Source organism: Catellatospora sp. NPDC049133, from assembly GCF_040648455.1.
Lineage (GTDB): Bacteria > Actinomycetota > Actinomycetes > Mycobacteriales > Micromonosporaceae > Catellatospora > Catellatospora aurea.
The window spans coordinates 91,670-116,878 of record NZ_JBEZDT010000010.1 but is presented as its reverse complement, the minus strand read 5'-3'; the positions used below and the strand labels follow the sequence as shown (position 1 = coordinate 116,878).

Below are 25,209 nucleotides of genomic sequence, written 5' to 3'. Positions count from 1 at the left end.
GCCCCGACCACGGGCGTTAGGAAGGGCACCTTCTACAACGCATAGCGTTAAGAAGGTGCCCTTCCTTCGTGCGGAGCGCGACGCGCGGTGGGCGGTTGCGGCCTTACACCTTGTCGAGGGCCGGTTCCTCCGGAGCGGGTGCGGCGTCGGAGGTGGGGGCGGGCGGGGTGGGGGTGCGCCGGGGGCGCATGCCGAGGGCGGCCAGGGCACCGAGCAGGCAGATCGCGGCGGTGCCGAGGAAGATCTCGCGGTACTCGGCGCGCAGCGCGGCGTCCAGGGCGGTCTGGTAGGCGGCCAGGGCGCGGCGGAACTCGTCCTCGGTCATGCCGAACGGCAGCGGCGTGGGCAGGTCCTCGGTGAACTCCTGGAAGCGGTGCAGGCCCCAGGCGGTCAGCGCGGCGACGCCGAGCAGCATGCCCATCATCCGGGCGACCACGACGGCGGCCGAGGCCACGCCGTGCTGGACGGCGGGCACGATACGCAGCACCAGTGCCGACAGCGGCGCGATGACCAGGCCCAGGCCGAGCCCGGCGAGCACCAGGTCGGTGTCGAGCCGGGGCAGGCTGAGCGGGCCGAGTTCGTGTCGGGCGGCCGGCAGGTCGGCGGGCCAGCCCGCGATCAGCAGGTACGCCCCAGCGGAGCCGGCCAGGCCGACGACGGTGAGCACCCGTTCGCTGAGCCGCCGCAGCAGCAGCCCGCCGAGCACCGCGCCGATCGGCAGCGCGACCAGGAACCGGGTGAGCAGCAGCGTGCTGTCCAGGGTGTCCAGCCGCAGCAGGGTGTGCCCGACGAGTTCCACGTCGACCAGGGTGACCATGAGCGCGGCTCCCGCGCACGCGCTCGCGGCCAGCGTCGCCAGCAGCGGTCCCATGGCGACGCCGGCCGGGTCGAGCAGGCGGGTGCGGGCACGCCACTCCCACACGACGAACGCGACGAGGGCGACGCCCGCGGCGGCGAGCACGGCGGGTCCCCAGTTCGGCAGCACGGCGTGCGCGGGGTCGGGGTTGTACAGGCCGATCACGCACAGGCCGAGCACGAGGGCGAGCAGCAGCCCGCCGACGACGTCGACGCGACGCGGGGGAGCGTCCGGGTCGGGGCGGTGCGGCGGCACCAGCAGCCAGACGGCGACGCCGATGAGCACGGCCAGCGGGATGTTGATCCAGAAGATGCCGCGCCAGCCGATCCACAGCGCCACAGCCGCGCCGAACAGCGGGCCGAGCACCGCGCCGAGTTCCTGGGCCGCGCCGACCCAGCCGAGGGCGGCGGGCCGGGTGGCGGGCGGGAACAGGTCGGCGATCAGCGCCATGGTGACGGGCAGCAGCGCGCCGCCGGCCATGCCCTGCAGCGCCCGGCCGGCGACCAGCGGGGCCAGGTCGGTCGCGGTCGCGGTGACCACGGATCCGACCGCGAACGCGGCGAGGCAGGCGAGGATCAGGACCCGGCGGCCGTACCGGTCGGACAGGCTGCCCAGCAGGGGCATCGCCGCGACGTAGCCGAGCAGGTAGCCGGTGACCAGCGGGGTGGCCCGTTCCAGGTGGTTGATCGGGATGCCGAGGTCGTTGACGATGTCGATCAGCACCGAGACCAGCACGTACGCGTCGAGCGCGCCGAGCAGCACGGCGAGGGCGCCCATGCCGACGGCAAGACGGTGCCGCGGGGCGGCGGGGACCGCCCCGCCGCCCGTGGCGTCGTGATCAGGGCGCACTGATCGTCACCGGGTCGTTGTACTTGGTGAAGGTGACGGTGACCGTGCCGGCCGGGTCGCTGCCCTTGGCCGGGATGGTGAACACGCCCTTGACCAGCTGCTTGCTGGCGGCGTCCAGCCAGATGTCGCCGGTGACGCCGGCGCCGACGCCCGGGATCAGCGCGGCCAGCACGACCGGGTCGGGCTCGACCTGGATCTTGTAGGTCTCCTTGCCGTCGACCGTCTCCTTGGCCTTGGTGGTCGCCGTCTTGATGCTGGTGAGCAGCTTGGCGACGCCGCGGTTGGGGTCGAGGATGGCCGACGGGTCGTACACCGTGGCCGCGGCGGCCAGCGGCAGCTTCTGGAAACCGCCGGTGGCGGCCTTGAGCCACAGGTCGGTGCCGACGATCACGAACTGGGCCTCGATCGCGGTGCCGAACTGCTCGATGGAGGCGGTGCCCTGCGCGGAGCCCGCCTGGGTGAGGTCGCCCTCGGCGCGCTTGAGGGTCAGTCCGCTGATCTTGCCGTTGACGTCGATGACGAAGTGCGCCGACTTGACCTCGGCCATCGCCTTGGCCCCGTCGGCCAGCAGGGTCTGCGCGGCGGGCAGGTCGGCGGGCGGGGTCTTGTCGTCCGCTGTGGAGGTGCACCCGGTGAGGGTGAGGGCCAGTGCGGCGAGCGCGGCGAGCGCGTGCGAGGTGCGGGACATAACGCGCATGGTAGTGGGGGCCGCCACGCCGGGCCCGACACGCCGCTTGCACAGGTGTTGACCTGGCCTTTCTTATACCAGTTTCGCGAAGTCCCCCGCAGGGGTCCGGACCGGAATCCGTCCTTCGGTCCATAGCAGACCGGACGAACCTTCTGAAATCCGGAGCAAGATATCGGGCGCTCGGTAGCATCACGGAGGGTGAGCTAACGATTTCATTTGGTAATCGTTATGGCGTCGTCCTCCACCTTCCGGGCGGAGTTCGAGGGCCGCTCGCCCAGGTGGAGCCTCCCGGCGCCACCGTGTCCTGCCTGAGGAGAACCAATGACGATGCTCAGCGAGCCTGACGCATTGACCGGGCCGTCCGTCCACTGCGACCTGCCCGGACCCCGTTCGGCCGAACTGCTGGAGCGCCAGCAGCGCCGCGAGTCCAACGCGCGCACCTATCCCCGCAACATCCCCATCGCCATCGCCGAGGGTTCCGGCAGCTTCGTACGCGATGTCGACGGCAATGTGTTCATCGACTTCCTCACCGGCGCGGGCGTGCTGTCGCTCGGCCACAACCACCCCGAGCTGGTCCGCGTCGTCACGTCGCAGCTGGGCCGGCTGACCCACGCGCTGGACTTCCCGACCCCCGCCAAGGACGCGTTCGTCGAGGCGCAGCTGTCCATGCTGGCCCCTGGCCTGCGCGAACGCATGCGCGTGCACTTCTGCGGACCGACCGGCGCCAACGCCGTCGAGGCCGCGATCAAGCTCTGCAAGACGGCCACCGGCCGCGGCGACATCGTCTCGTTCCAGGGCGGCTACCACGGGTGCAGCCACGCCGCGATGGCCGCCTCCGGGCTGGTCTCGCAGAAGCGCCCGATCGCCAACGGCGTGCCCGGCGTGCACTTCTACCCGTACTCGTACTGCGCCCGCTGCCCGCTGGGACTGCGGCCCGACAGCTGCGAGACCAACTGCGCCGGGCTGCTGGAGAAGTCGCTGCTCGACCCCAACGGCGGCGTCGCCCGGCCGGCCGCGGTGATCCTGGAGCTGGTGCAGGGCGAGGGCGGGGTCATCCCGGCCACCCGGGACTTCGTCCGGCGGGTGCGGGCGCTGACCCGCTCGCTGGACATCCCGCTCATCGTCGACGAGGTGCAGACCGGCTGCGGCCGCACCGGCACCTGGTTCGCGTTCGAGCAGTACGACATCGAGCCCGACGTGATCGTCGCGTCGAAGGCGCTGTCCGGCATCGGCACACCCGTCGCGCTGATCATGTACGACGAGCGGCTCGACGTGTGGCAGCCCGGCGCGCATACCGGCACCTTCCGGGGCAACCAGCTCGCCTTCGCCGCGGGGGCGGAGGCGGTCCGGATCCTGCACCGCGACGAGATCCTGGCCAACGTCCGCGAGCGCGGGGCGCAGGTGGCCGACCGGCTCGGCGAGCTGCGGGCCCACCCGGTGGTGCGCGAGGTGCGCGGCCGGGGCCTGATGTGGGGCGTCGAGCTTGCCGACCCGGGCGACGGGCGCTCGGCCGGGCAGCTGGCCCGCCAGGTGCAGGCTCGGGCGCTGCGCCGCGGCCTGATCGTCGAACTCGGCGGCCGGGACGACTGCGTGATCCGTATCCTGCCGCCGCTGAACGTGACCGCCGAGGTCATCGACACCGCGTGCGGCATCGTCATCGACGCCATCGAGGAGTCGTGCCGCCCCGGCGCCGAGGCCGACGAGCCGACGACCGCACGCACCGGAGCGGACGGCATGGGCTGAGCGGCGGGCGCCGCCAAGCGCCCCCGCCTGAAAGCGGTCTGTCCGGCGCGCCGCCCCGCGCGGCGTGCCGGGCAGGCGACCGCCTCGCCGAACGCGGCCCCCGCCTCACCCGGGCCGGCCCGTTCCGCTCAGCCGTCCTAGTCGTCCGCGGAGGGAGAAGCCCATGAGCACACGCGTCCTCGATGTCAATGATCTTCCTGAGTTCCCTGACGTCGAACCCGGTCGCAACGGAGGTCTCGTGCTGACCTGCCCGGGCTACGAACACGAGCCGCGCTGGCGGCCGGGCGAGCGGTTGCCGCAGCTGTTCGAGCAGCAGTGCGACCGGCTGCGCCGGTACGGCCGGGGCGAGCAGCTCGCCGTGGACACCGGCGAGGAGGCGCTCACCTACGACGAGCTCGACGCGCGCGCCAACCGGCTGGCCAGGCACCTGATCAGCCGCGGGGCCCGGCCCGGCGACCGGGTCGCGCTGCTGTTCGACCAGCCCGTGCAGTCGTACGTCGGCATGCTCGCCATCGGGAAGATCCACGCCGCGTACGTGCCGCTGGACACCGGATTCCCCGCCGACCGGCTGGCCTACATCGTCGGCGACTCCGGGGCGCGGCTGGTGCTGTCGGTGTCGCATCTGCGCGAGCACCTGGCCGAGGTCGCCGAGGCCGAGGTGCTCTGCCTGGACGAGATCACCGCCGAGCTGGCGGCCGCCGCCGACGACCGGTTGACCAGCGACGAGCGCGGCGAGCCCGCCGACGAGCTGGCGTACATCATCTACACGTCCGGCTCCACCGGCCGGCCCAAGGGCGTCGCCGTCGAGCACGCTGCCATCGTCAACTTCGTCCGGGTCGCCGCCGAGCTGTACGGGGTGCGCCCGGAGGACCGGATGTACCAGGGCATGACCATCGCCTTCGACTTCTCGGTCGAGGAGATCTGGGTGTCCTGGATGGTCGGCGCGACCCTGGTGCCCAAACCCGGCGGGGCCAGCCTGCTCGGCCGGGACCTGTGGGAGTTCCTCACCGCGCGCGGCGTCACCGCGATGTGCTGTGTGCCGACGCTGCTGGCCACGCTCGACGAGGACCTGCCCGACCTGCGCTTCCTGCTGGTCTCCGGCGAGGCCTGCCCGCAGGACCTGGTCTCCCGCTGGCATCGGCCGAACCGCCGCTTCCTCAACGTGTACGGGCCCACCGAGGCGACCGTCACCGCGACCTGGACGCCGGTGCACCCGGACAAGCCGATCACGCTGGGCCTGCCGCTGCCGACGTACGCCACCGTCATCCTCGACCCCGACGCGCCCCGCGCCCTGCCCCCGGGCGAGCTGGGCGAGATCGGCATCGCGGGCGTCGGCCTGGCCGTCGGCTACGTCAACCGCGACGACCTGACCGAGCGCGCCTTCATCCCCGACTTCCTGAAGCTCAAGAACAACCCCTCCGGGCGCATCTACCGCACCGGGGACCTGGGCCGGGTCAACGAGGCCGGTGAGATCGAATACCTGGGGCGCATCGACACCCAGGTGAAGATCCGCGGGTACCGCATCGAGCTGACCGAGATCGAGTCGGTGCTGCTGCAGGTGCCGGGCGTGGCTCAGGCCGTGGTGGACACGCACCGCCCCGAGCCGGGCGTGACCGAGCTGGTCGGCTACTACAGCCTGCGCAAGGACACCGTCGCGCTGGACCGCCAGCAGATCTACGCCTGGCTGCGGGAACGGCTGCCGGGGTACATGATCCCGTCGTACCTGGAGCAGCTCGACGCGATCCCGATGCTGCCCAGCGACAAGGCCGACCGCAAGAGCCTGCCGCCGCCGGGCAACCGCAGACTGGCCGCCCCGCCCACCGACGCCGCCGCTCCCGCCACCCCGGTCGAGCAGGGGTACGCCGAGGTGCTGGCCGAGGTGGTGCGGGTGGACCGAGTCGGCGTGGAGAGCCACTTCTTCGAGGAGGTGGGCGCGGACTCGCTGCTCATGGCGCGCTTCTGCGCCAAGGTGCGGCAGCGCGGCGACCTGCCCTCGGTGTCCATGCGTGACGTGTACGTGTACCCCACCGTGCGGGCACTGGCCGCCGCCGTCGCCCCGGTCGCCGCCGCCGAGAACGCGCGGCCGCGCACCGCGCCGGTCCCGGCGCGCCAGACCCGCCGGGCGAGCTCGCTCCAGTACTGGGCCTGCGGCCTGGTGCAGCTGCTGATGGGGCTGGGCAGCGCGGTGATGGCCGGCTACCTGCTGATCTTCGCGTTCCGCTTCATGGCCGCCGCGAACGGCTACCTCGACCTGTACCTGCGCTCGGCGGCCTTCAGCATCGTCGGCTTCCTGATCCTGACCATCTATCCGATCGCCGTGAAATGGCTGCTCATCGGGCGGTGGAAGGAACAGGAGATCCCCCTGTGGGGGCTGACCTACCTGCGCTTCTGGTACGTGCGCATGTGCATGGGCGCCAGCCGCCTGCTGATGTTCTACGGCACGCCGCTCTACCCGTGGTACCTGCGCCTGCTCGGCGCGAAGATCGGCCGCAACGTGGTGATCCTGTCGCCGGTCATGCCGATCTGCACCGACCTGCTGACGATCGGCGACAACACGGTCATCCGCAAGGACTGCTACTTCATGGGCTACCGCGCCCAGTCCGGCTACATCCAGACCGGCCGGATCACCATCGGCAGCGACGTGATCGTCGGCGAGCACACCGCGCTGGACATCAACTCGACCATCGGCGACGGCGCGCGGCTCGGGCACTCCTCGACGCTGCCGCCGGGATACACGGTGCCGGCCGGCGAGAGCTGGCAGGGCATGCCGGCCCAGCCGGGCCACCCCGGCCTGCCGCCGGTGCCCGCGCGCAGCTGCGGCTGGCTGCGCAAGACCGTCTACAGCGGCGTGAAGATCGCCAACCAGGTGCTCACCCGCGGCCCGCTGTTCTTCGGCGCGCTGGTCGCGCTGGTCACCCAGGTGCCGCTGCTGAAGGGCCTGGTCGACGGCAAGTCGTTCTCGATCAGCAGCATGATCTACCTGGACCTCGTGCTGGCCTCGGCGGTGCTCTTCGTGGTCGGGCTGCTGCTCGGCCTGGCCTCCATCGTGGTCATCCCGCGGCTGCTCAACCTGCTGTGGAAGCCCGACACCGTCTACCCGCTCTACAGCTTCCGGTACTGGCTCGCCTCGACGATCTCCGGGATGACCAATTCCGCGCTGTTCATGCGCCTGTTCGGCGACAGTTCGTACGTCGTCAACTACCTGCGCTGGATCGGCGTCGACCTGCAGCAGGTCGTGCAGACCGGGTCCAACTTCGGCATCGAGTTCCGCTTCGACACGCCGTTCCTGTGCACCATCGGCACCGGCACGATGGTGTCCGACGGCCTGTCCATGGTGAACGCCGACTACTCGACGACCTCGTTCATGATGTCGCGGGTCGTCGTCGGCGCCCGCTCCTTCGTCGGCAACGACGTCACCTTCCCGGCGGGCCACGCCGTCGGCCAGAACGTCCTCTACGCGACCAAGGCCACGGTGCCCACCGACGGCCCGATCCGCCACGACACCGGCCTGCTCGGCTCGCCGTCGTTCCCGATCGCGCGGGTCGTCACCCGAGAGGCCGGGTGCGAGGCGCCCACGGGGGACGCGCTGCGGCGGCAGTTGACCCTGAAGAACCACTACAACCTGCGCTCGATGGCCCTGTTCCTGTTCGTGATGTGGATCTCGGGTGCGGTCGGCCTGGTCGTGCTCGCCGCCGCGCTGGACATGTACTCCGAGTGGAGCGTGCTGGTCATCCCCGCCGCGGGCGTGGTCATGCTGGCCTTCCAGCTCTGCTACAGCGTGCTGGTGGAGCGGCTGGTCGGCGGGTTCCGGCGGCTGCGCCCGCGGCGCTGCTCCATCTACGACCCGTACTACTGGTGGCACGAGCGGCTGTGGAAGCTGGAGGCGCCGGTCCCGTTCGCGGGCACCCCGTTCCGCCCGCTGATCTGGCGGCTGCTGGGCGTGCGGATGGGCAAGCGGGTGTACGACGACGGCGCGTACATGTCCGAGCGGACCATGATGACCGTCGGCGACGACGCCTGCCTCAACGCGGGCGTGGTGATCCAGTGCCACTCCCAGGAGGACGGCATGTTCCGGTCCGAGCCGACCGTCATCGGCTCCGGCGCGACGCTGGGCGTCAAGGCGTTCGTGCACTACGGCGTCACCGTCGGCGAGAACGCGGTGCTCGGCGCGCACGCCTTCCTGATGAAGGGCGAGCAGATCCCCGACGGCGAGGACTGGACCGGCAACCCGGCCCGGCAGGTGTGCGAGCCGCTGCCCGCCGCGCCGCGCCGGACCAGGCCCGCGCCCTGCGTGTCCGGCCCCCGGGCCGGCTCCCGGGCGGCGGCCCGCGCCCTGCTCACCGAGCTGCGGGCGACGCCCTCGCCGCGGCGGCGGCGTCCGGCGGGCGTGGCGGTCTCCCTGTTCGCGCTGGCCGCGTGCCGGCGGCGGGAGAAGGACCTGGCCCAGTTCCTCAGCGCGGACGAGCGGGCCGAGGCCGCGAGCATGCGCTCGGACGAGCGCCGCAGCTCCTTCGTCGTCACCCGGGCGCTGGTCCGCATGATCCTGTCGATCGAGTGGCACGGTGAGGTCGCGCCGCGCAACTGGAGCCTGCACTACGGCGGATTCGGCAAGCTGACCGTGTCCGGGCCGCTGTCCGGCATCGACGTGAGCGTCTCGCTGACCGACTCGGCGATCGCGGTGGCGGTCTCCGACGCGTACGACATCGGGGTGGATCTTGAACCGGCGGGCCGGGAGGGCGCGTCGCTGCCCTGGACGGTGCTGTCCGCCGCGGAGCACGCCCGCCTGATGGAGGCCGACGACCAGGGGGAGCAGCTGCTGCGGATGTGGACGCTGAAGGAGGCCTTCACCCGCTGCGCCGGCGACGACGGCGAGGTCCGCTTCGAGCAGCTGGACACGCTGCTGGAACCGCTGCAGGTGGTCGGCTCCGCGCCGAACGGCCGCCAGCGCTACTGGTTCCACCAGGAGCAGTGGGGCAGCGCCGCCGAGCAGCACTGGGTGACCGTCGCGGTGCGGCGGCGGCCCACCGGCCGGCGCGGGCGCAGACCGGCCGGGCGGGGCGTACGTCCCGCGGTCGCCAAGTCGGTCGGCCGCGCCCCGCGCCCCGCCACCCGCTCCGCCGCGGGCCAGGACGTGATGATGCAGATCCTGGCCGGTGGCCGGGTCACCGCCCGCACCGTGGCGTCGCCGAACAGCGCATCCGGCGGGGGCGCCTGATCCTGCGCGGGCACGGGCGTCACCGGTCGCGTCGCCGCACAGGCGCCGACCGGTGACGCCTAGACTGCGGGGTCATGGGCGTCACACACCACGGGCGCACCGAGCGCCTCGACCTCGCCGATCCGACCCTGCGCGACTGGACCTGCACCGTGCTGGCCGCCGATGCCGAACAGGGCATCGTGCTGGACCGCTCGGCCTTCTACCCGGGCGGCGGCGGCCAGCCGCCGGACCACGGCGTGCTGCTCTGGCAGGGCGTGCAGACCCGGATCACCGGCACCCGCAAGGGCGACGACCTGTGGCTGATCCCGGCCGAGGGGGACCCGGTTCCGCCGGTCGGCACGCAGGTCGCGGGAGCGGTCGAGGACACCCGGCGCACCCTGCTCATGCGTACCCACTCCGGGCTGCACGTGCTGTGCGGGGTGGTGTTCCGCGACTTCGGCGCGCTGGTCACCGGCGGCAACATGGAGCCGGGCGAGGCCCGGATGGACTTCAACCTGCCCGAGGTGCCCGCCGACTTCAAGGCGCGGCTGGAGGAGCTGGTCAACACCGAGGTCGGCGCGGACCGCCAGGTGGTGACCAAGGTGCTCGGCCGGGACGAGGCGCTGGCCCTGCCCGACATCATCCGCACCCAGTCCAACCTGATCCCCGCCGACGAGCAGGAGATCCGCATCGTCGACATCGTCGGCCTGGACGTGCAGGCCGACGGCGGCACCCACGTCGCCTCGACCGCCCAGATCGGCAAACTCCAGGTCGTCAAGGTCGAGTCCAAGGGCAAGGCCAACCGCCGCGTCCGCGTCCGCCTGGTCTGACCGCGCCGGCCTTCGCGCGGCCGCGCTGCGCACCGCGCGCCGCTCATGATCGTCCGACTTGCCGGGCACCTGTGCGTACCTTGAACGCGCTTTCGCCCAGGTGCCTGGCAAGTCGAGCGATCATGGCGGGCGGGCCGGCGGGCCAGCGGGCCGGCGGCGGACGGCCGCGCGAGGCGCGTGGGCGGGCGGGTGTTTGGGCGGGCGAGTGGTGTGGGCGGGTCAGGCGGGGCGGCCGGGGTCGGCCGGAGGCGGGGCGTCTTCGACGGTGCCCTCGTAGACGGGGCCGGCGGCCTGGGCGGGCAGGGCGTTCGCCGGGACCGTCTGGTGGCGGTAGCGCTTGAAGCGGTGCTCGTCCTTGGGCGGGCGGTCGTTCGCCAGGATCACGGCCAGCCAGGGCAGCAGCACCATGCCCAGGCCGCACAGCGGCAGCCACAGCCACAGCAGCGGCACCTGCAGCATGGCCAGCACCGAGCCCAGGATCAGGCAGCCCGCGCGCAGCAGCATCATGAAGATGTAGCGCCGCTCGCGGCGACGTAGCTCGACCTCCGGGCTCTCCGCCGCATCGGTGATCAGCGCCGGGCGGTCCGCCTGCCTTTTCACGATGCCTCCCGCACGATGCCTCCTGATAGCCGGGGAACCCTTCCATCCTGCTCCCCTCCGATCGGCATGCCGACAGCGGGCCGCGGACCGTGCCGGACGCCACGGGTCAGGCCGACGGCAGGGGCGGGCGGGCCCCGACGATGCCGACCGCGCGAGCGCCCAGGCGGCAGCCCGCGAGCAGGGCGTCGTGCGGCCCGGCCCCGGCTGACCAGGCGGCCAGCAGGCCCGCGGCGAAGGCGTCGCCCGCGCCGGTGGCGTCCACGATCGGCACCGGGTCGCCCATGACGTGCACCACGCCGGCCGGACCGGCCCACAGCGCTCCGTGCGCGCCGAGCTTCACGACCACGTCGCCGCCGATCGCGTACGACATCCGCAGCGCCTGGTCCGCCGGGTCTCCGGGGCCGGCCAGCGCGGTCGCCTCGTCGGCGTTGGCCAGCAGCAGGTCCACCCCGCGCACCCAGTCCAGGAACGGGTGCCCGGTCACCCCGTCCTCGATCAGCTCGGTGGTGACCGCGTACAGCGGCGCGGCCGAGGCGGCGTCGACACAGGTGCGCAGCCCCGCCGCGCGGGCCGAGGCGAGCGCGTAGCGCCCGGACGGGCGGGACGGCTGGTCCAGCAGGGTGTATCCGGACAGGTGCAGCAGCGACGCGCCCTGAGCGATGGCGGCGTCCACGTCGGCGGAGGCCAGCAGCAGGTTCGCGCCCCGATCGCTGATCATGGTGCGCTCACCGCCGTGCGTCAGCACCACGATGCTGCCGGTGCTCGCCCCGGGGCGCACGCTCACCTGGGTGCGTACGCCCGCCTGGTGCAGCTCGGCCAGCCGGTCGCGACCGGCCTGGTCGTCGCCGACCGCGCCCACGAAGGTCACCGGCGCGCCCAGCGCGGCCAGCCACGCGGCGGTGTTCGCGGCCTGGCCGCCCCCGGCGACGTGCACCGTCGCCGGGGTGTCCGAGCCCTGTGCCAGCGGCGCCCGCAGCACCGCCAGCACGTCGGTGACCAGGTCTCCGACGGAGAGGATCACTGCTGCCCGGCCGCGACGGCGATCTGCGCGGCCAGCGCCGCGTTGCGCAGGATGATGCGTACGTTGACCGCCAGGCTCTGCCCCCGCGTCGCGGCGTGGAAGTGCGACAGCAGCACCGGCGTGACGCGCTTGCCGGTCACCCCGTCGCGTTCCACGATCGCCAGGCCCTCGGCCAGGGTGCGGTCGTGCAGCTCGCGGTCGAGCTGCTCGTCCTCGGGCAGCGGGTTGGCCACCACCAGCGCGCCGCGGTGCACGCCCTGGTCGCGCTGCGCGCGCATGGCCGCCGCGATCTGCTCGGGGGAGTCCAGCCGCCAGTCCACGCCGAACCCGCTGTCCCGGATGAAGAAGCCCGGGAAGCGGTCCGTGCGGTAGCCGGCCACCCCGACGCCGAGCGTCTCCAGCCGCTCCAGGGTCGCGCCCACGTCGAGGATCGACTTCACCCCGGCGCAGACCACCACGATCGGGGTCTGCGCGAGCGTCCACAGGTCGGCGGACTCGTCGAAGGTCTGCGCGGCCTCGCGGTGCACCCCGCCCAGGCCGCCCGTCGCGAACACGCCGATCCCGGCCGCGGCGGCGATCGCCGAGGTGCTGGCGACCGTGGTCGCGCCGTCGGCGCCGAGCGCGGCCGCGATGGCCAGGTCGCGCACCGAGAGCTTCGCCACGTTCTCGCCCGTGGCCAGCCGGGTGAGCGCCTCGTCGTCGAGCCCCGCCACCAGCCGGCCGCCGACCATGCCGATCGTCGCCGGGACCGCGCCGTTGTCGCGTACCACCTGCTCGATCTCGCGGGCGACGCGCAGGTTGTCCGGTCGCGGCAGGCCGTGCGAGACGATCGTGCTCTCCAGCGCCACCACCGGCTGCCCGGCGGCCAGCGCCGCCTTGACCTCGTCACCCAGCTGAATGCTCACACCAGTCACGATCATGAGCTTACGGGTTGCCTGGCGACGGGCTCCTGCCAGCGTGGCGTGATATCAGGCTGGGCTGCCAGCCGGTGACCTGAGACAATGTTCGGGTGACCACACCAGTGACGAACCCCAGCACCATCCTTGATGAGCGCGTTGCGACGGACTATCGCCTAGATGAGGGCGACCACGAGCGTTTGTCGCACTATGCGCCCAAGGACAAACTGCTCGAAGCCATGATCGAGGGAACGCCGGTGCGCGCCCTGTGCGGCAAGGTCTGGGTGCCCACCAGAGACCCGAACCGCTTTCCGGTGTGCCCGGAGTGCAAAGAGATCTACGAGAACCTCTCCGAATGATCCGGCTCGCGCGCCGACGGACGGCCGGGTGGGCCGTGCGGCACGGGGGTCTCGGCGCGCCGCCAGGAGCCCGCGTTGCGGGCTCCGTCAGGTCGTAGCGCCCGCGGGCGCAGCGAGGAGCGGGTATGACCGCGAGCGTGGTCGTCGTGGGCAGCGCGAACATGGACCTGGTGGTGGCGACTCCCACCCTGCCGCGCCCCGGCGAGACCGTGCTCGGCGACGGATTCTCGACTGTTCCCGGTGGTAAGGGCGCCAACCAGGCGGTCGCCGCCGCGCGGGCCGGAGCCCGGTGCCATTTCCTGGGCGCGGTCGGACTGGACGCCTTCGGTGACGAGCTCAAGGGCTGTCTGGCCGCGGCGGGCGTGGAACTGGACGGGCTGCGCCGGGTGGCCGGGCCCTCCGGCGTGGCGCTGATCGCCGTCGACGCCGCCGCGGAGAACCTCATCGTCGTCGCGCCCGGAGCGAACGCATTGCTCACCGAGCTGGACGCGGTCGACCGTGAGCTGATCGAGAGCTGTGACGTGCTGCTCTGCCAGCTGGAGATCCCGCTGGAGACGGTCACCCAGGCAGCGGTGGCCGCCCGTGCGGGCCGGACGGTCTTCGTGCTCAACGCCGCCCCCGCCCGCGCCCTGCCGGGCGAGCTGCTGGCCCTGGTGGACGTGCTGGTGGTGAACCAGACCGAGGCCGCCGCGCTGGCCGGGCTCGACGGCGGCCGCGACCCGTCCCGGGCCGACAACGTGCCCGAGCTGATGGCGAACCTGCTGGCCTCGGTGCCGCGGGTGGTGCTGACCCTCGGCGCGGCCGGGGCCGCGTACGCCGACCGCGACGGGACGCGGCTGGAGGTCGGCGCGCCGCCCGTCGCCGCGGTGGACACCACCGCCGCCGGGGATGCCTTCACCGGCGCGTTCGCGGTGGCCTGGGCGCAGGGCAGGCCGGTCGAGGAAGCGCTGCGCTGGGCCTGCGCGGCGGGCGCGGCCTGCGCCCAGCACTGGGGCGCGTCCTCGTCCCTGCCGCTGCAGGCCGACATCGACGCCCTCTACGAGCGCGCCTACCAGCCCCAGAACTGATCCGGCCGGTTGCCGCCGCCCCGGCACGGTGCCGTGGCCCGCTTGGGGGATCGTGAGCCACCGGGCTGCGGGGCCGGTTCCGGTGGGTGGTCGGCGGCGAGGCGGCGCGGGGGTACGGCACACCGCGTCGTAGCCTGCGCCGGTGGACAGTTCGTCGGCCCTGCTCGTCGGGGACCTCACCGGGGTCGCCGTCTTCGCCGCCTCGGGCGGCTCCGCCGCGGTCGGCAAACGGCTCGACCTGTTCGGCGTCGTGTTCGTGGGTTTCGTGGCCGCGCTGGGTGGCGGCATCCTGCGCGACCTGGTGATCAACCAGGTGCCGCCGCTGGCGTTCGCCGACTGGCGCTATCCGGCCACCGCGGTCGTCGCCTCGCTGGCCGTGTTCTGGCTGCACCCGCACCTGGACCGGCTGCGGCGTACCGTGCTCGGCCTGGACGCGGCAGGGCTGGGGCTGTTCACGGTCACCAGCACGCTCAAGGCGCTCGACGCCGGGGTGCCGGCCGTCGGCTCGTGCCTGCTGGGCATGCTGACCGGCATCGGCGGGGGACTGGTCCGCGACCTGCTGCTCAACGAGATCCCGGTGGTGCTGCGCCGGGAGATCTACGCGGTCGCCTCGCTGCTCGGCGCGATCGCGGTGGCGTCCCTGGTCCGGTTCGGCTGGGGAAGCGTGCTCACCTTCACCGGCGCGGCGCTGCTCGTCTTCGTGGTGCGTATCACGGCCCTCTACCGCCACTGGTCGGCGCCGCGGCCGCGCCTGGGCGGCGGTGCGACCACGGATTCCGGCTGACCGCGGCCGCCGGATCGGGTGGTGTGCAAAGCGACTCACCACATTCGGGCCGACAGTCGCGCGGACCTGTCCTGACGAGCCGATAGACTCAGGGCCCGCCTTCGAGGTCCGGCCGGCCTCCCTCCGGTAGTGGCCGACCCGAGGGCTCTTTCGTGCGATCCCCCGTCTGAGCAGGAGGCTGCCGCGTGGCGCTGGCCCGCCCCGTCCCCGAGTCGTTCCCGGCGCTGCGCGCCTGGCAGCGCAAGGCACTGGTCGAATACATCCGCCGGCGCTCACCCGACTTCCTGGCGGTCGCCACGCCCGGCGCGGGCAAGACCACGTTCGCCCTGCGCATCGCGGCCGAGCTGCTGGCCGACGGCAGCGTGGACGCGGTCACCGTGGTCGCCCCGACCGAGCACCTGAAGCTCCAGTGGGCGCAGGCGGCGGCCAGGGTGGGCATCCAGCTCGACGCCATGTTCCGCAACGCCGACCTGCACACCAGCTCCGACTTCCACGGTGCGGTGGTGACGTACGCGCAGGTCGGCATGGCACCGCAGGTGCACCTGCGGCGCACCCTGACCCGCAAGACGCTGGTCATCCTGGACGAGATCCACCACGCGGGCGACTCGCGCAGCTGGGGCGACGGCGTGAAGGCGGCGTTCGAGCCCGCCGTGCGGCGGCTGATGCTGACCGGGACGCCGTTCCGGTCCGACGAGAACCCGATCCCGTTCGTCACGTACGAGCGGGTCGGCGAGGTGCAGCGCTCGCGGGCGGACTCGGTGTACGGCTACGCCGACGCGCTCGCCGACGGCGTCGTCCGGCCTGTGATCTTCCTCGCCTACTCGGGCGAGACCCGCTGGCGCACCAGCGCCGGCGACGAGCTCGCGGTGCGCCTCGGCGAGCCGCTCACCCAGGACCTGATCGCGCACGCCTGGCGCACCGCGCTGGACCCCAAGGGCGACTGGATGCCGCAGGTGCTGCGGGCCGCCGACGCGCGGCTGCAGGTGCTGCGCTCCGGGGGCATCCCGGACGCCGGGGGCCTGATCATCGCCTCGGACCAGCAGACCGCCCGCGCGTACGCCAAGCTGATCGAGACGATCTCCGGCGAGAAGGCCGTGGTGGTGCTCTCCGACGACACCGGGGCGTCGGCCAAGATCGCTGAATTCAGCGCCTCCCAGCAGCGCTGGATGGTCGCGGTGCGCATGGTGTCCGAAGGCGTCGACATCCCGCGCCTGGCCGTCGGCGTGTACGCCACCAGCGCCTCCACGCCGCTGTACTTCGCCCAGGCGATCGGCCGCTTCGTGCGTGCCCGCCGCCCCGGGGAGACGGCGAGCGTCTTCGTGCCCAGCGTGCCGACGCTGCTCGGGCTGGCCAGCGAGATGGAGCTGGAGCGCGATCACGTGCTCGGCGGTCCCAAGGCCAAGGACGGCCTGGACGACGAGCTGCTGGAGCGCGCGCAGAAGGCGGAGGACGCCAGCGGAGAGCTGACCAAGTCGTTCGAGGCGCTGTCCGCCACCGCCGAGCTCGACCAGGTGATCTTCGACGGCGCCACCTTCGGGCTGCCCGCCCAGGCCGGCACGCCCGAGGAGGAGGACTTCCTGGGGCTGCCCGGCCTGCTCAGCGCCGACCAGGTGGCCGCCCTGCTGAGCAAGCGCCAGGCGGAGCAGGCGGCCGCCGTACGCCGCAACCGGGCCGAGCAGACCCCCGCCCAGCGCGAGCCGGTGGCCCGCGACATGTCCGCCACCGAGCGCCGCATCCACCTGCGCCGCCAGCTCAACGCCCTGGTGGCCGCCCACCACCACCGCACCAACCTGCCCCACGGCAAGATCCACGCCGAACTGCGCTCCAAGTGCGGCGGCCCCCCCAGCGCCCAGGCCACCATCGAACAGCTCGAAGAACGCATCGCGACGATCCAGTCCTTCTGACCCGAATCCGCGTGCTCGCGTCCGGCCGCCGACGTGGGCCGCGCCGTCGGCCCCGTCGGCCCTGCAGGCCCCGTCGCGCCGCCGGGGCGCGGCCATGATCGCTCGCACGGAACACGCCGAAGGGGGCACCGCTGGTGCGGTGCCCCCTTCGGGTCAAGCCTGTGGTGTTACTTGGCCATCATGTCGGCGCCCCGCCAGGTGAACTCGGGGTCGGCCGCCACTTCCACGGCAATCTTGACAAGGTCGTCGGCGTACTTGTTGGCGTGGTGTCCGCAGAACACCAGCTCGCCCCCACCGGCCAGCTTCACACGCAATTTGCCCGCCGCGTTACAGCGGTCGCACCGTTCATCGGCGGCTGGGGCAGCCACCGTTTCCGGCGGCGGCGTGAGGGTCTGGGTCATCGCCTTCCTCCTCTGGTCGTCACCGATGCTGATATCCATCGTCGATCCGCCGAGTCCAGCAGCGCCGAACCCGCCATTGTCATTCAGCTCGTTGCCCATGTAAGCCTCCAACACCGGCCGTGCCGAAGGGCTTCCCGGATGGGGCCTCGGGGGGACCGGGGTCACAGCCGTCGAGCGGTCGAGCCTACCTGGTCAGACGGGTTATCGGGGTGATGACCCGTCCTGCACAGTGTGCCGTCCCACCAGAGTGCCACGTCAACGATCGCGCGTCGAACAGAAACAGAGCGCCTACCCGTCTATGTACGCACGGTGAGTATCTCTGTACGTTCGGTGGATACCAAACGCCCGATATGCGCGGAGTGTCGACTTGACTTACTGGCTTTAGTCGAGGTAGTCGCGCAGGACCTGCGAGCGCGACGGGTGCCGGAGCTTCGACATGGTCTTGGACTCGATCTGCCGGATCCGCTCGCGCGTGACCCCGTACACCTGGCCGATCTCGTCTAAAGTCCGTGGCTGGCCGTCGGTGAGGCCGAACCGCAGCCGCACCACGCCCGCCTCGCGCTCCGACAGCGTCTGCAGCACCTGCTGGAGCTGGTCCTGCAGCAGCGAGAAGGAGACCGCGTCGACGGCCACGACCGCCTCGGAGTCCTCGATGAAGTCGCCGAGCTGGCTGTCACCCTCGTCGCCGATGGTCTGGTCCAGCGAGATGGGCTCCCGGGCGTACTGCTGGATCTCCAGCACCTTCTCCGGGGTGATGTCCATCTCCTTGGCCAGCTCCTCCGGGGTGGGCTCGCGGCCCAGGTCCTGGAGCAGCTCGCGCTGGATGCGGCCGAGCTTGTTGATCACTTCGACCATGTGCACCGGGATGCGGATGGTGCGGGCCTGGTCGGCCATGGCGCGGGTGATGGCCTGGCGGATCCACCAGGTGGCGTACGTGGAGAACTTGTAGCCCTTGGTGTAGTCGAACTTCTCGACGGCGCGGATGAGGCCGAGGTTGCCCTCCTGGATCAGGTCCAGGAACGCCATGCCGCGGCCGGTGTAGCGCTTGGCCAGCGACACCACCAGGCGGAGGTTGGCCTCCAGCAGGTGGTTCTTGGCGCGCTCACCGTCCCGGGAGACCCACAGCAGGTCCCGCTGCATGTCGCGGGTGAGCTGCAGGCCCTCCTCCTCGGCCTGGCGCAGCCGCTCGGCGGCGTACAGGCCGGCCTCGATGCGCTTGGCGAGCTCGACCTCCTGCTCCGCGTTGAGCAGCGGCACCTTGCCGATCTGCTTGAGGTACGCCCGGACGGAGTCGGCCGATGCGGTCAGCTCGGCGTCCTTGCGGGCCTGCTTGAGCGCCTCGGACTCCTCGGCGTCCCACTCGAAGTCGTCGGAGGCGGCGGCGTCGGCCTCGGCGGCCTGGGCCACCTCGACCGGCTCGTCGACCACGACGTCCTCGAGGTCGGCGGCCAGCTCCTCGATCGAGAGGTCGGCGCCGTCCGGCTCGTCGCCCTCGCCCGGCTCGCCCTTCTTGGCGGCCTTGGCGGGCGCGGCCTTCTCGGGTGTCTTCTTCTCGACAGCCTTCTTGGCAGCGGCCTTCTTGGCGGGCGCGGCCTTGGCGGCGGCCTTCTCCTCCGCGCCGTCCTCCGCCTTCGCGGGGGCGGCCTTCGCGGCGGCCTTCACCGGCTTGGCCGCGGGGGCGGCCTTGGCCGGAGCGGCCTTCGGGGCCAGCTTGACCGGAGCGGGCGCGTCGGCGCCGCTCTCGGTGGGCGTGGCCTGCTTGGGTGCGGCCGGCTTGGCGGCCTTCGACGCGGCGGGCGGGGCCGCCTTCGCGGTGGTGGCCTTCGACGCCGGGGTCGCGGCCCGCGCGGCGGCCACCTTGCGGCGGCCGTTGGCGGAGTCGTCGACCTCGACCGTCACGCCCGCCTCGAGCAGAGCGCGAAGCATCTTCTTGGCCTGGGCGGGGGTGACGTCGGCAGCCTCCACGGTGCGCGCGACATCCGCAGGCGTGAGCCGGCCGCCGGCGCCTGCGGCTTGGGCGAGCAGCATGTCGGTGAGCGAGCGAACGTCGGCGCTGATCTGGCGGGCTTCAGTCACGGACGACCTTCCGGAGGCGAGTATCAAACAAGAATCTGCGGCTTCGGCCGCGTCGCATGGCGCGTCGCGGTGGGTCAGCCAGTGTGATGTGTGGATGCGCCTCGCACCTTCGGCACGACGCAGGCGTGAATTGTAGCGCCGTACTCGGCGATCATCTCGGCGCGCACGCCGCAGGAGGTCCGCGAGCGGGCTCCGGAGCCTTGGCAGGATGGCACCAGGTGACGAGGAGGACGGTCGTGAACGAGCTGGAACTGCTGGATATCGCGGTACAGGTGGCCGCTGACGCGGCCGACACCGCCCGCCGTATGCGTAACGAGGCGATCACCGATGTCGGCACGAAATCCACGGCCACGGACGTCGTGACGGCCGCGGACCGCGCGGTCGAGCAACAGGTGATCGCCGCGCTGGCGGCGCGGCGCCCGGGTGACACGGTACTCGGCGAGGAGTACGGCGGCGCGGGAATTGCCGGTGAGAGCCGGGTCCGCTGGATCGTCGACCCGATCGACGGGACCGTGAACTACCTCTACGGGCTGGCCCAGTACGCCGTGTCGATCGCCGCGGAGGTGGACGGGGAGGTCGTGGCGGGGGTGGTGCGCAACGCCGCGACAGGGGAGACCTGGACGGCCGCACGGGGCCACGGGGCGTTTCGGGACGGGCGGCGGCTGACCGGATCGTCGGCCACCGAGCTGCCCCTGTCGCTGGTCGGCACGGGATTCGCGTACGCCCGGGAGCGGCGGGCGCACCAGGCGGCGGTGGTCGCGCACGTGCTGCCGCAGGTGCGCGACATCCGGCGGATGGGCGCGGCGGCGCTGGACCTGTGCGCGGCCGCCGAGGGCATGCTGGACGCCTACTACGAGAAGGGCCTGGCCGAGTGGGACCTGGCCGCCGGCGGCCTGATCGCCCGCGAGGCGGGCCTGCTGGTCACCGGCCTGTCCGGCCGCCCCGCCGGGGGTCAGATGGTCCTGGCGGCCCCACCGGCCCTGCACGCCCCGCTGGAAGCCCTGCTCACCGAACTCGACGCGGACGGCGGCCCGTAGCCCTCAAAGCCATCCGGGACGGGCGAGAAAGCCATCCGGGACGGGCGAGGCCCGGCTCCACGTGGTGGGGCCGGGCCTCGCCTCACGAGGAGGGCGGCAGGTCAGGGCTTCTCGGCGCAGGTGCCTTCGGGCAGCTCGGGCCGACCCAGCGCGGCGACCGCCTGGCGCATCTCGGTGGGCGTGGCGAGCTGCTTGAACTGCCCGCCGATGATCACGTCGATGGTGTCGTTCTCGCGCTTGATGTCGAACACGGGCTCGACGTCGTTGAGGAAGTAGGCCTTCAGCAGCTGTGCCGCGCCGACCGTCTTCGGGCCGTAGCGCAGCTCCGCGACGATGTCCGGCTGGGCCTTCTTCTCGTTGCCCGTCTTCTCCACCTTGAACTTGCGGTTGGTGAAGTCCGCGGCCACGTTGCGGGCGAGATCCGGGGTGTTCGTGGCGTTGTAAACGTTGATTTTGACCTGACTCTCGGAGTCGGGCAGCGTGTCGTCGACGGGCACCCAGCCCGCGGGGCAGCTCTTGGCCACCGGAGCCTCGCTCTGCGTGTCACGATTGAGCGTGATCACGGCGAGGGTGATACCGATGATCGCCAGGGTGCTGATGATGGCGATCGCCCGAATTCGTGCTAGTTGCATCTCGGTGCCGCTCCCCGTGAGCCAGAGGTCCGCTGCCGCCACTTTGACGGCATGGGCCAGAGGTTATCGGTTGACCGGCCCGCCGGGGGCCGCGACCCGACAGACGGCCGGAATTGGCCGTACGTTCCCGGCGCGCCGACCGTGATCGGCGGGCGGCTGCCCCTACCTTGGTCTCGCCTGACCCGACGGCCCCATGACGCTGTCTGCTCAGTCACATCGGGAACAACTTCGTGTGCGGGAGCGTACAACTCCCACACGGGCGCGCTAAAGTACCGCGCTCGTTGAGAGTGACAACGAGCGCGCGCATGACGGACGAGTACACAAATTGGGAGTGTGACAATCGATGGCCACCGACTACGACGCCCCGCGCCGTGACGAGGCCGACCTCGGTGAGGACAGCCTCGAGGAGCTGAAGGCCCGGCGTGTCGACACACAGTCGGGCAGCGTGGACGTGGATGAGACCGACCTCGCCGAGAACTTCGAACTGCCCGGCGGCGACCTCGCCGACGAGGAGCTCACGGTGAAGGTCGTGCCGATGCAGGCCGACGAGTTCCGCTGCTCGCGGTGCTTCCTGGTGCATCACCGCAGCCAGCTGGCAGGCGAGCGCAACGGCGAGCCGATCTGCCGCGAGTGCGCCTGAGCGCGTGAGCCGGCCGGGCGCTTCCGGGGCTTGACGCGATGGGGTGAGATGGCGCAGAACATCTGGGTACACGGATCGAGGCACGCCGCAACGGACGCGGCGTGCCGCACACGGTCCGGGTCCGCAGCGGGCCCGACGACCGTCGTGGACCGGATGCCGTCTCAGCCGACAGGAGCCAGCCATGACCACGAGCCCCGACCAGGTGCCCGGCGACGCTGAGTCATCGACAGGCGTGTCGGGCACTGCCGCACCCGGCGCCGCCGCGGGCAAGCCCGACGAACTGGCCCTGGCCGTGGCGGGGCTCGCCGACGAGGACCTGGACAAGGCGGGGCGGCGCAAGCTGCTCGGGCGGATGCTGGTGGGCCTGCGCGAGCGCGGCGTCAAAGAAGTGTTCATGCCGCGCAAGGCGATCAACTGGATCACCGAGGCGGTCTCCGACCTGGCCCCGCACGTGCCGGTGCGGAACCTGGAGACGCTGCGGCGGCACTACCCGGGGCTCGACGACGAGGCGCTCGCCGAGCGCCTGATCCGCAACGCGGCCCGCGCCGCGGCGGGTGTCGGCGCGGTCGGCGGCGGCATGGCCTCCATCGAGTGGGCGGTGCCGCCCACCCTGCTGTCCACGCCGGTCCTGCTGGCGACCGAGACGGTCGGCGTGGTCGGCATCGAGCTCAAGCTCATCGGCGAGCTGCACGAGGTGTACGGCCAGCCGGTGGTGGGCACGCCGACCCAGCGGGCGGTCAGCCTCATGCAGGGCTGGGCCAGCCACCGGGGCATCAGCCCGATGCTGCCCGGCGCGGCCGCGGCCACGGTGCTCGGCACGGCCACCCGCAAGCAGCTGCGCGACATGATCCTCAAGCGGTTCGGGCGCAACCTGACCACGCTCGGGCCGCTGCTGACCGGCGCGGCCATCGCCAGCTACCTCAACCGCAAGGCCACTCGCCGGCTCGGCGACGACATCCGCAACGATCTGCGCAGGCAGCGGCGCGGTCCGGCGCTGCCGCCCGGGTCAGCCGACGCGGCGTAGCGCGCGGGCCAGGTCCTCGGGCCGGCGGCTGCTGATCACCCAGTACGGCGTGACGTCGTCGGGGTCGTCGAGCACCACCTGCACGGCGCCCGGGACCCAGGGCCGCTGGATCACGAAGGCCATCGGGTCGGCGCTCGGCCCGAGCAGCTCGCGCTTGGTGGCGGCGTCCAGCGGGATCGCCTGCGCCACGTGGCGCAGCGGCAGCCGGGCGTCGTCCACCAGGAACTCGTCCTGCGTCACGCTGATCCGGATCCGGCCCAGCCGCCACAGGCCGACGGCGACCAGGGTCAGCACCACCGGGTACGCCACCCAGCCGCGCGGTCCGGCGGCGCCCAACCCGACCTGAGCGGCCAACACCGCTCCGACCAGCAAAGACGGCAGCCACAGCCACCACGGGACGGACAGGCGCTCGGTGTGACCGGACACAAGCCGTGCCGCGCTGCCCCCTGTCGCCGTTGTGCCTGAGGATGCCGTGCCGCTGCCAGGATGTGTCACAGCATCGAGGGTAGGGCCCGCCGGGTCCACCGGGCGCGGCAGGATAGAGGCAAGGAGACGCAGCTCCCCGTCGCGGGCGCGCGTCAGTCACTTCCCCCGGAGGTTTGACCGTTGTATCCCCCTGCGACCCCACCCGTCGTGGTGCCGATCCGCCGGCTCGACCCGGACCTGCCGCCGCCGTCGTACGCCCATCCGGGCGACGCGGGCGCTGACCTGTACGCCGCCGAGGAAGTCGTGCTCGCCCCGGGCGAGCGCCGGCTGGTGCCCACGGGCCTGGCCATCGCCCTGCCGGACGGGTTCGTCGGATTGGTCCACCCCCGGTCCGGTCTGGCGGCGAAAATGGGGGTGACCGTGCTCAACGCTCCCGGCACCGTCGACGCGGGCTACCGGGGCGAGATCCTGGTTCAGCTGATCAACCACGACCGGGCGAACACCGCCAAGATCTCTCGCGGCGACCGCATCGCGCAACTTGTCGTGCAGCGGGTGGAGCGGGCACACTTCCACGACGTCGCCGAACTGCCGGAGTCCGTACGGGGCACCGGTGGTCACGGCTCGACGGGGAAATGAGGAGGAACAGTGATCTTCTCGCGACGACGTGCGGCCAGCGGTGGTCGGCACGCCAAGGCCGAGGAGCCGAAGTTCGTGGACGCCCGCGCCGCTCGGCGCGCCGCGCTGCTCGGCGAGGACTGGCAGCCCGACGACGAGGTTGACGCCCGCGACGCCCAGACCGCCAACGGCACGAACGGCTCCCACTTCCCTGCCGAGTCCTCGATCTTCGGCGACGACGGCCCGTACGACCTCTCGGACGCGCCCGACGCGCCCCGCCTGGACCTGGGCAGCCTGCTGCTGCCCGCGGTCGACGGGGTCGAGATCCGGGTGCAGGCCGGCGAGCAGGGCCTGATCCAGCAGATCGCGCTCGTGCACGGCCCCAACGCGCTCCAGCTCGGCGTCTTCGCGGCGCCGCGCACCGAGGGCATCTGGGACGAGGTGCGCGAGGAGATCCGCAAGTCCCTGTTCGCCGACGGGGTCGGCGCCGAGGAGGTGAACGGGCGCTGGGGCATCGAGCTGCGCGCCCGCATCCGCACCCCCGAGGGCTTCAACGACCTGCGCTTCATCGGGGTCGACGGCCCGCGCTGGATGGTCCGCGCCGTGTTCCAGGGCCCGGCGGCGATCGACGTCACCGAGGCCGGTCCGCTCACGCTGGTGCTGACCGGCCTGGCGGTCCGCCGCGACGACACCGCCCGCCCGGTCCGGGAGGCGCTGCCGCTGCGCCTGCCGCCGAACATGGCCGAGGAGGCCGCCGCCCGGCAGGCCGCACAGGCCGAGCCCGAGCCGCCCGTCGAGCAGTCCCGCCCGCCGCAGTACGGCGAGGGAGCCTACGGCGGCGACCCGTACGGCGGTTCCGGCAGCCGGCTGGTGCCCGGCCGGGTGCCGCCGACGCCCGCGCCGACGCCGTTCGGCTCGATCGCACCGGCGGGCGGCAGTGGCGGCGCGGCCCCCGCCCCGGGTGACGCGCCGCGGCGCAAGCCGTCCCCCCGCCCGCGTCGCGACTGACCCAGGTCGGCCCCGGAAGCGCCGCCGTCGCAGCGGCGCGCCGGGGCCGTCCCATGTTCGGGCCGGGGTGTCCCCACCCGGGTCGCCCCGCAGTAGGCTGGCTGTTACGCGCCGCTCGGGGACCTCGCCCCGGTGGGGAAGGATGAAGCAGGTCATGTCGACCGACGACGCTCGATCACGGCACAAGGGGCTGCGTGGCATGCTCCACCGGCTCACCGCCACCGACTCCGAACTCGAGTCGGAGGAGCTGCGCCGGGACACCGAACTCGCGGGCTGCGTCTGCGCGGACACCGTGCACCGCGGCGATCTCGTCAACGTCAGCGGTCGGCTGCGCACGGTCGTCTACACGCCGCGCACCAACCTGCCCACCCTGGAAGCCGACCTCTATGACGGCACGGACCTGATCACCCTGGTGTTCCTGGGCCGCCGGCACATCAACGGCATCGAGCCGGGGCGCGGGCTGCACGTGCGCGGCCGCGTCGCCGTACGCGACGGGCGCAAGGTCATCTACAACCCTTACTACGAGCTGGAAGCGGCCGCGTGAGCGAGCGATCCGCAC

General features: G+C 72.4%; 21 protein-coding genes and 1 pseudogene. 13 read left to right on the top strand and 9 right to left on the bottom strand.

Going from position 1 to position 25,209, the window contains the following annotated elements; genetic code table 11:
* Nucleotides 1-103: 103 nt before the first annotated feature.
* Nucleotides 104-1,705 carry an MFS transporter gene (locus tag AB0B35_RS13665; protein ID WP_361044691.1) on the bottom strand — a complete coding sequence of 534 codons (1,602 nt, stop codon included), beginning with the start codon at nucleotides 1,703-1,705 and terminating at the stop codon, nucleotides 104-106.
* Nucleotides 1,695-2,393, bottom strand: coding sequence for an LppX_LprAFG lipoprotein (locus tag AB0B35_RS13660; protein WP_361044689.1), 699 nt, complete (start codon nucleotides 2,391-2,393; stop codon nucleotides 1,695-1,697). Before AB0B35_RS13660 ends, AB0B35_RS13665 begins: the two co-directional genes overlap by 11 nt.
* A 321-nt stretch (nucleotides 2,394-2,714) precedes the next feature.
* On the opposite strand from AB0B35_RS13660, the gene AB0B35_RS13655 reads away from it, so the two are divergent.
* The 3 genes from AB0B35_RS13655 to AB0B35_RS13645 all read left to right on the top strand — a co-directional run bounded on the left by AB0B35_RS13655 (nucleotide 2,715) and on the right by AB0B35_RS13645 (nucleotide 10,160).
* A complete protein-coding gene (locus AB0B35_RS13655; protein WP_361044686.1) occupies nucleotides 2,715-4,136 on the top strand; it encodes a diaminobutyrate--2-oxoglutarate transaminase family protein in 1,422 nt (473 codons plus the stop codon).
* A 163-nt stretch (nucleotides 4,137-4,299) separates the two neighbouring features.
* The gene (locus AB0B35_RS13650) at nucleotides 4,300-9,351 is read left to right on the top strand and encodes a Pls/PosA family non-ribosomal peptide synthetase (RefSeq protein WP_361044684.1); all 5,052 of its coding nucleotides are present in this window, start codon (nucleotides 4,300-4,302) and stop codon (nucleotides 9,349-9,351) included.
* Nucleotides 9,352-9,425: 74 nt separating this feature from the next.
* Entirely contained in the window at nucleotides 9,426-10,160 is a 735-nt protein-coding gene (locus tag AB0B35_RS13645) for an alanyl-tRNA editing protein (RefSeq protein ID WP_360529937.1), read from the top strand.
* A gap of 219 nt (nucleotides 10,161-10,379) precedes the next feature.
* Here AB0B35_RS13645 and AB0B35_RS13640 read toward each other — a convergent pair whose 3' ends face one another.
* The 3 genes from AB0B35_RS13640 to AB0B35_RS13630 form a co-directional block, all read right to left on the bottom strand.
* Entirely contained in the window at nucleotides 10,380-10,760 is a 381-nt protein-coding gene (locus AB0B35_RS13640) for a DUF3099 domain-containing protein (protein WP_360529934.1), read from the bottom strand.
* Between the two features lie 106 nt (nucleotides 10,761-10,866).
* Nucleotides 10,867-11,781 (bottom strand): sugar kinase, encoded by a 915-nt coding sequence (locus AB0B35_RS13635; RefSeq protein ID WP_361044682.1) that lies wholly within the window; start codon nucleotides 11,779-11,781, stop codon nucleotides 10,867-10,869.
* Nucleotides 11,778-12,701, bottom strand: coding sequence for a pseudouridine-5'-phosphate glycosidase (locus AB0B35_RS13630; protein WP_361044679.1), 924 nt, complete (start codon nucleotides 12,699-12,701; stop codon nucleotides 11,778-11,780). Before AB0B35_RS13630 ends, AB0B35_RS13635 begins: the two co-directional genes overlap by 4 nt.
* Before the next feature lie 89 nt (nucleotides 12,702-12,790).
* On the opposite strand from AB0B35_RS13630, the gene AB0B35_RS13625 reads away from it, so the two are divergent.
* The 4 genes from AB0B35_RS13625 (at nucleotide 12,791) to AB0B35_RS13610 (ending at nucleotide 16,791) form a co-directional block, all read left to right on the top strand.
* A complete protein-coding gene (locus AB0B35_RS13625; protein WP_155372228.1) occupies nucleotides 12,791-13,036 on the top strand; it encodes a DUF3039 domain-containing protein in 246 nt (81 codons plus the stop codon).
* 125 nt (nucleotides 13,037-13,161) lie between these two features.
* On the top strand, nucleotides 13,162-14,103 hold the full coding sequence (locus AB0B35_RS13620; RefSeq protein ID WP_361044677.1) for a ribokinase: 942 nt from the start codon (nucleotides 13,162-13,164) through the stop codon (nucleotides 14,101-14,103).
* A 142-nt stretch (nucleotides 14,104-14,245) separates the two neighbouring features.
* Nucleotides 14,246-14,887: a trimeric intracellular cation channel family protein gene (locus tag AB0B35_RS13615; protein WP_361044675.1), complete on the top strand. Its 642-nt coding sequence runs from the start codon at nucleotides 14,246-14,248 to the stop codon at nucleotides 14,885-14,887.
* A gap of 185 nt (nucleotides 14,888-15,072) precedes the next feature.
* Entirely contained in the window at nucleotides 15,073-16,791 is a 1,719-nt protein-coding gene (locus AB0B35_RS13610) for a DEAD/DEAH box helicase (RefSeq protein ID WP_361044672.1), read from the top strand.
* A gap of 167 nt (nucleotides 16,792-16,958) precedes the next feature.
* Here the strand turns inward: AB0B35_RS13610 and AB0B35_RS13605 are convergent, their stop codons facing one another.
* Nucleotides 16,959-17,192 (bottom strand): hypothetical protein, encoded by a 234-nt coding sequence (locus tag AB0B35_RS13605; protein WP_120321755.1) that lies wholly within the window; start codon nucleotides 17,190-17,192, stop codon nucleotides 16,959-16,961.
* Between the two features lie 381 nt (nucleotides 17,193-17,573).
* Nucleotides 17,574-19,268 carry an RNA polymerase sigma factor gene (locus AB0B35_RS13600; protein WP_361044669.1) on the bottom strand — a complete coding sequence of 565 codons (1,695 nt, stop codon included), beginning with the start codon at nucleotides 19,266-19,268 and terminating at the stop codon, nucleotides 17,574-17,576.
* Nucleotides 19,269-19,504: 236 nt separating this feature from the next.
* On the opposite strand from AB0B35_RS13600, the gene AB0B35_RS13595 reads away from it, so the two are divergent.
* Nucleotides 19,505-20,305, top strand: a complete 801-nt coding sequence (locus AB0B35_RS13595; protein WP_361044666.1) for an inositol monophosphatase family protein — start codon at nucleotides 19,505-19,507, stop codon at nucleotides 20,303-20,305.
* A 101-nt stretch (nucleotides 20,306-20,406) separates the two neighbouring features.
* Here the strand turns inward: AB0B35_RS13595 and AB0B35_RS13590 are convergent, their stop codons facing one another.
* Complete coding sequence (locus AB0B35_RS13590; protein WP_361044664.1) at nucleotides 20,407-20,937, bottom strand: LytR C-terminal domain-containing protein; 531 nt, start codon at nucleotides 20,935-20,937, stop codon at nucleotides 20,407-20,409.
* A gap of 343 nt (nucleotides 20,938-21,280) precedes the next feature.
* Here AB0B35_RS13590 and AB0B35_RS13585 point away from each other — a divergent pair, with 343 nt between their 5' ends.
* Entirely contained in the window at nucleotides 21,281-21,577 is a 297-nt protein-coding gene (locus AB0B35_RS13585; protein WP_155372233.1) for a DUF4193 domain-containing protein, read from the top strand.
* Nucleotides 21,578-21,758: 181 nt separating this feature from the next.
* Nucleotides 21,759-22,601, top strand: coding sequence for a hypothetical protein (locus tag AB0B35_RS13580; protein ID WP_361044662.1), 843 nt, complete (start codon nucleotides 21,759-21,761; stop codon nucleotides 22,599-22,601).
* On the opposite strand, the gene AB0B35_RS13575 is transcribed toward AB0B35_RS13580, so the two are convergent.
* The gene (locus AB0B35_RS13575) at nucleotides 22,584-23,027 is read right to left on the bottom strand and encodes a DUF3093 domain-containing protein (RefSeq protein ID WP_361044659.1); all 444 of its coding nucleotides are present in this window, start codon (nucleotides 23,025-23,027) and stop codon (nucleotides 22,584-22,586) included. The genes AB0B35_RS13580 and AB0B35_RS13575 overlap by 18 nt on opposite strands.
* A 180-nt stretch (nucleotides 23,028-23,207) precedes the next feature.
* On the opposite strand from AB0B35_RS13575, the gene dut reads away from it, so the two are divergent.
* The 3 genes and pseudogenes from dut to AB0B35_RS13560 all read left to right on the top strand — a co-directional run bounded on the left by dut (nucleotide 23,208) and on the right by AB0B35_RS13560 (nucleotide 25,194).
* Complete coding sequence (gene dut, locus AB0B35_RS13570; protein WP_361044657.1) at nucleotides 23,208-23,663, top strand: dUTP diphosphatase; 456 nt, start codon at nucleotides 23,208-23,210, stop codon at nucleotides 23,661-23,663.
* 75 nt (nucleotides 23,664-23,738) lie between these two features.
* Nucleotides 23,739-24,392: pseudogene (locus tag AB0B35_RS13565) on the top strand (DUF3710 domain-containing protein); the annotation flags it as partial.
* 412 nt (nucleotides 24,393-24,804) lie between these two features.
* Complete coding sequence (locus tag AB0B35_RS13560; protein WP_360529899.1) at nucleotides 24,805-25,194, top strand: OB-fold nucleic acid binding domain-containing protein; 390 nt, start codon at nucleotides 24,805-24,807, stop codon at nucleotides 25,192-25,194.
* Nucleotides 25,195-25,209: the final 15 nt, after the last annotated feature.

Coding starts and splice junctions, on each gene's coding strand:
- AB0B35_RS13630 (WP_361044679.1), bottom strand. CDS start 12,701: ATGATCGTGACTGGTGTGAGCATTCAGCTGGGTGACGAGGTCAAGGCG.
- AB0B35_RS13605 (WP_120321755.1), bottom strand. CDS start 17,192: ATGACCCAGACCCTCACGCCGCCGCCGGAAACGGTGGCTGCCCCAGCC.
- AB0B35_RS13655 (WP_361044686.1), top strand. CDS start 2,715: ATGACGATGCTCAGCGAGCCTGACGCATTGACCGGGCCGTCCGTCCAC.
- AB0B35_RS13560 (WP_360529899.1), top strand. CDS start 24,805: ATGTCGACCGACGACGCTCGATCACGGCACAAGGGGCTGCGTGGCATG.
- AB0B35_RS13620 (WP_361044677.1), top strand. CDS start 13,162: ATGACCGCGAGCGTGGTCGTCGTGGGCAGCGCGAACATGGACCTGGTG.
- AB0B35_RS13580 (WP_361044662.1), top strand. CDS start 21,759: ATGACCACGAGCCCCGACCAGGTGCCCGGCGACGCTGAGTCATCGACA.
- AB0B35_RS13590 (WP_361044664.1), bottom strand. CDS start 20,937: ATGCAACTAGCACGAATTCGGGCGATCGCCATCATCAGCACCCTGGCG.
- AB0B35_RS13645 (WP_360529937.1), top strand. CDS start 9,426: ATGGGCGTCACACACCACGGGCGCACCGAGCGCCTCGACCTCGCCGAT.
- AB0B35_RS13650 (WP_361044684.1), top strand. CDS start 4,300: ATGAGCACACGCGTCCTCGATGTCAATGATCTTCCTGAGTTCCCTGAC.
- AB0B35_RS13585 (WP_155372233.1), top strand. CDS start 21,281: ATGGCCACCGACTACGACGCCCCGCGCCGTGACGAGGCCGACCTCGGT.
- AB0B35_RS13660 (WP_361044689.1), bottom strand. CDS start 2,393: ATGTCCCGCACCTCGCACGCGCTCGCCGCGCTCGCCGCACTGGCCCTC.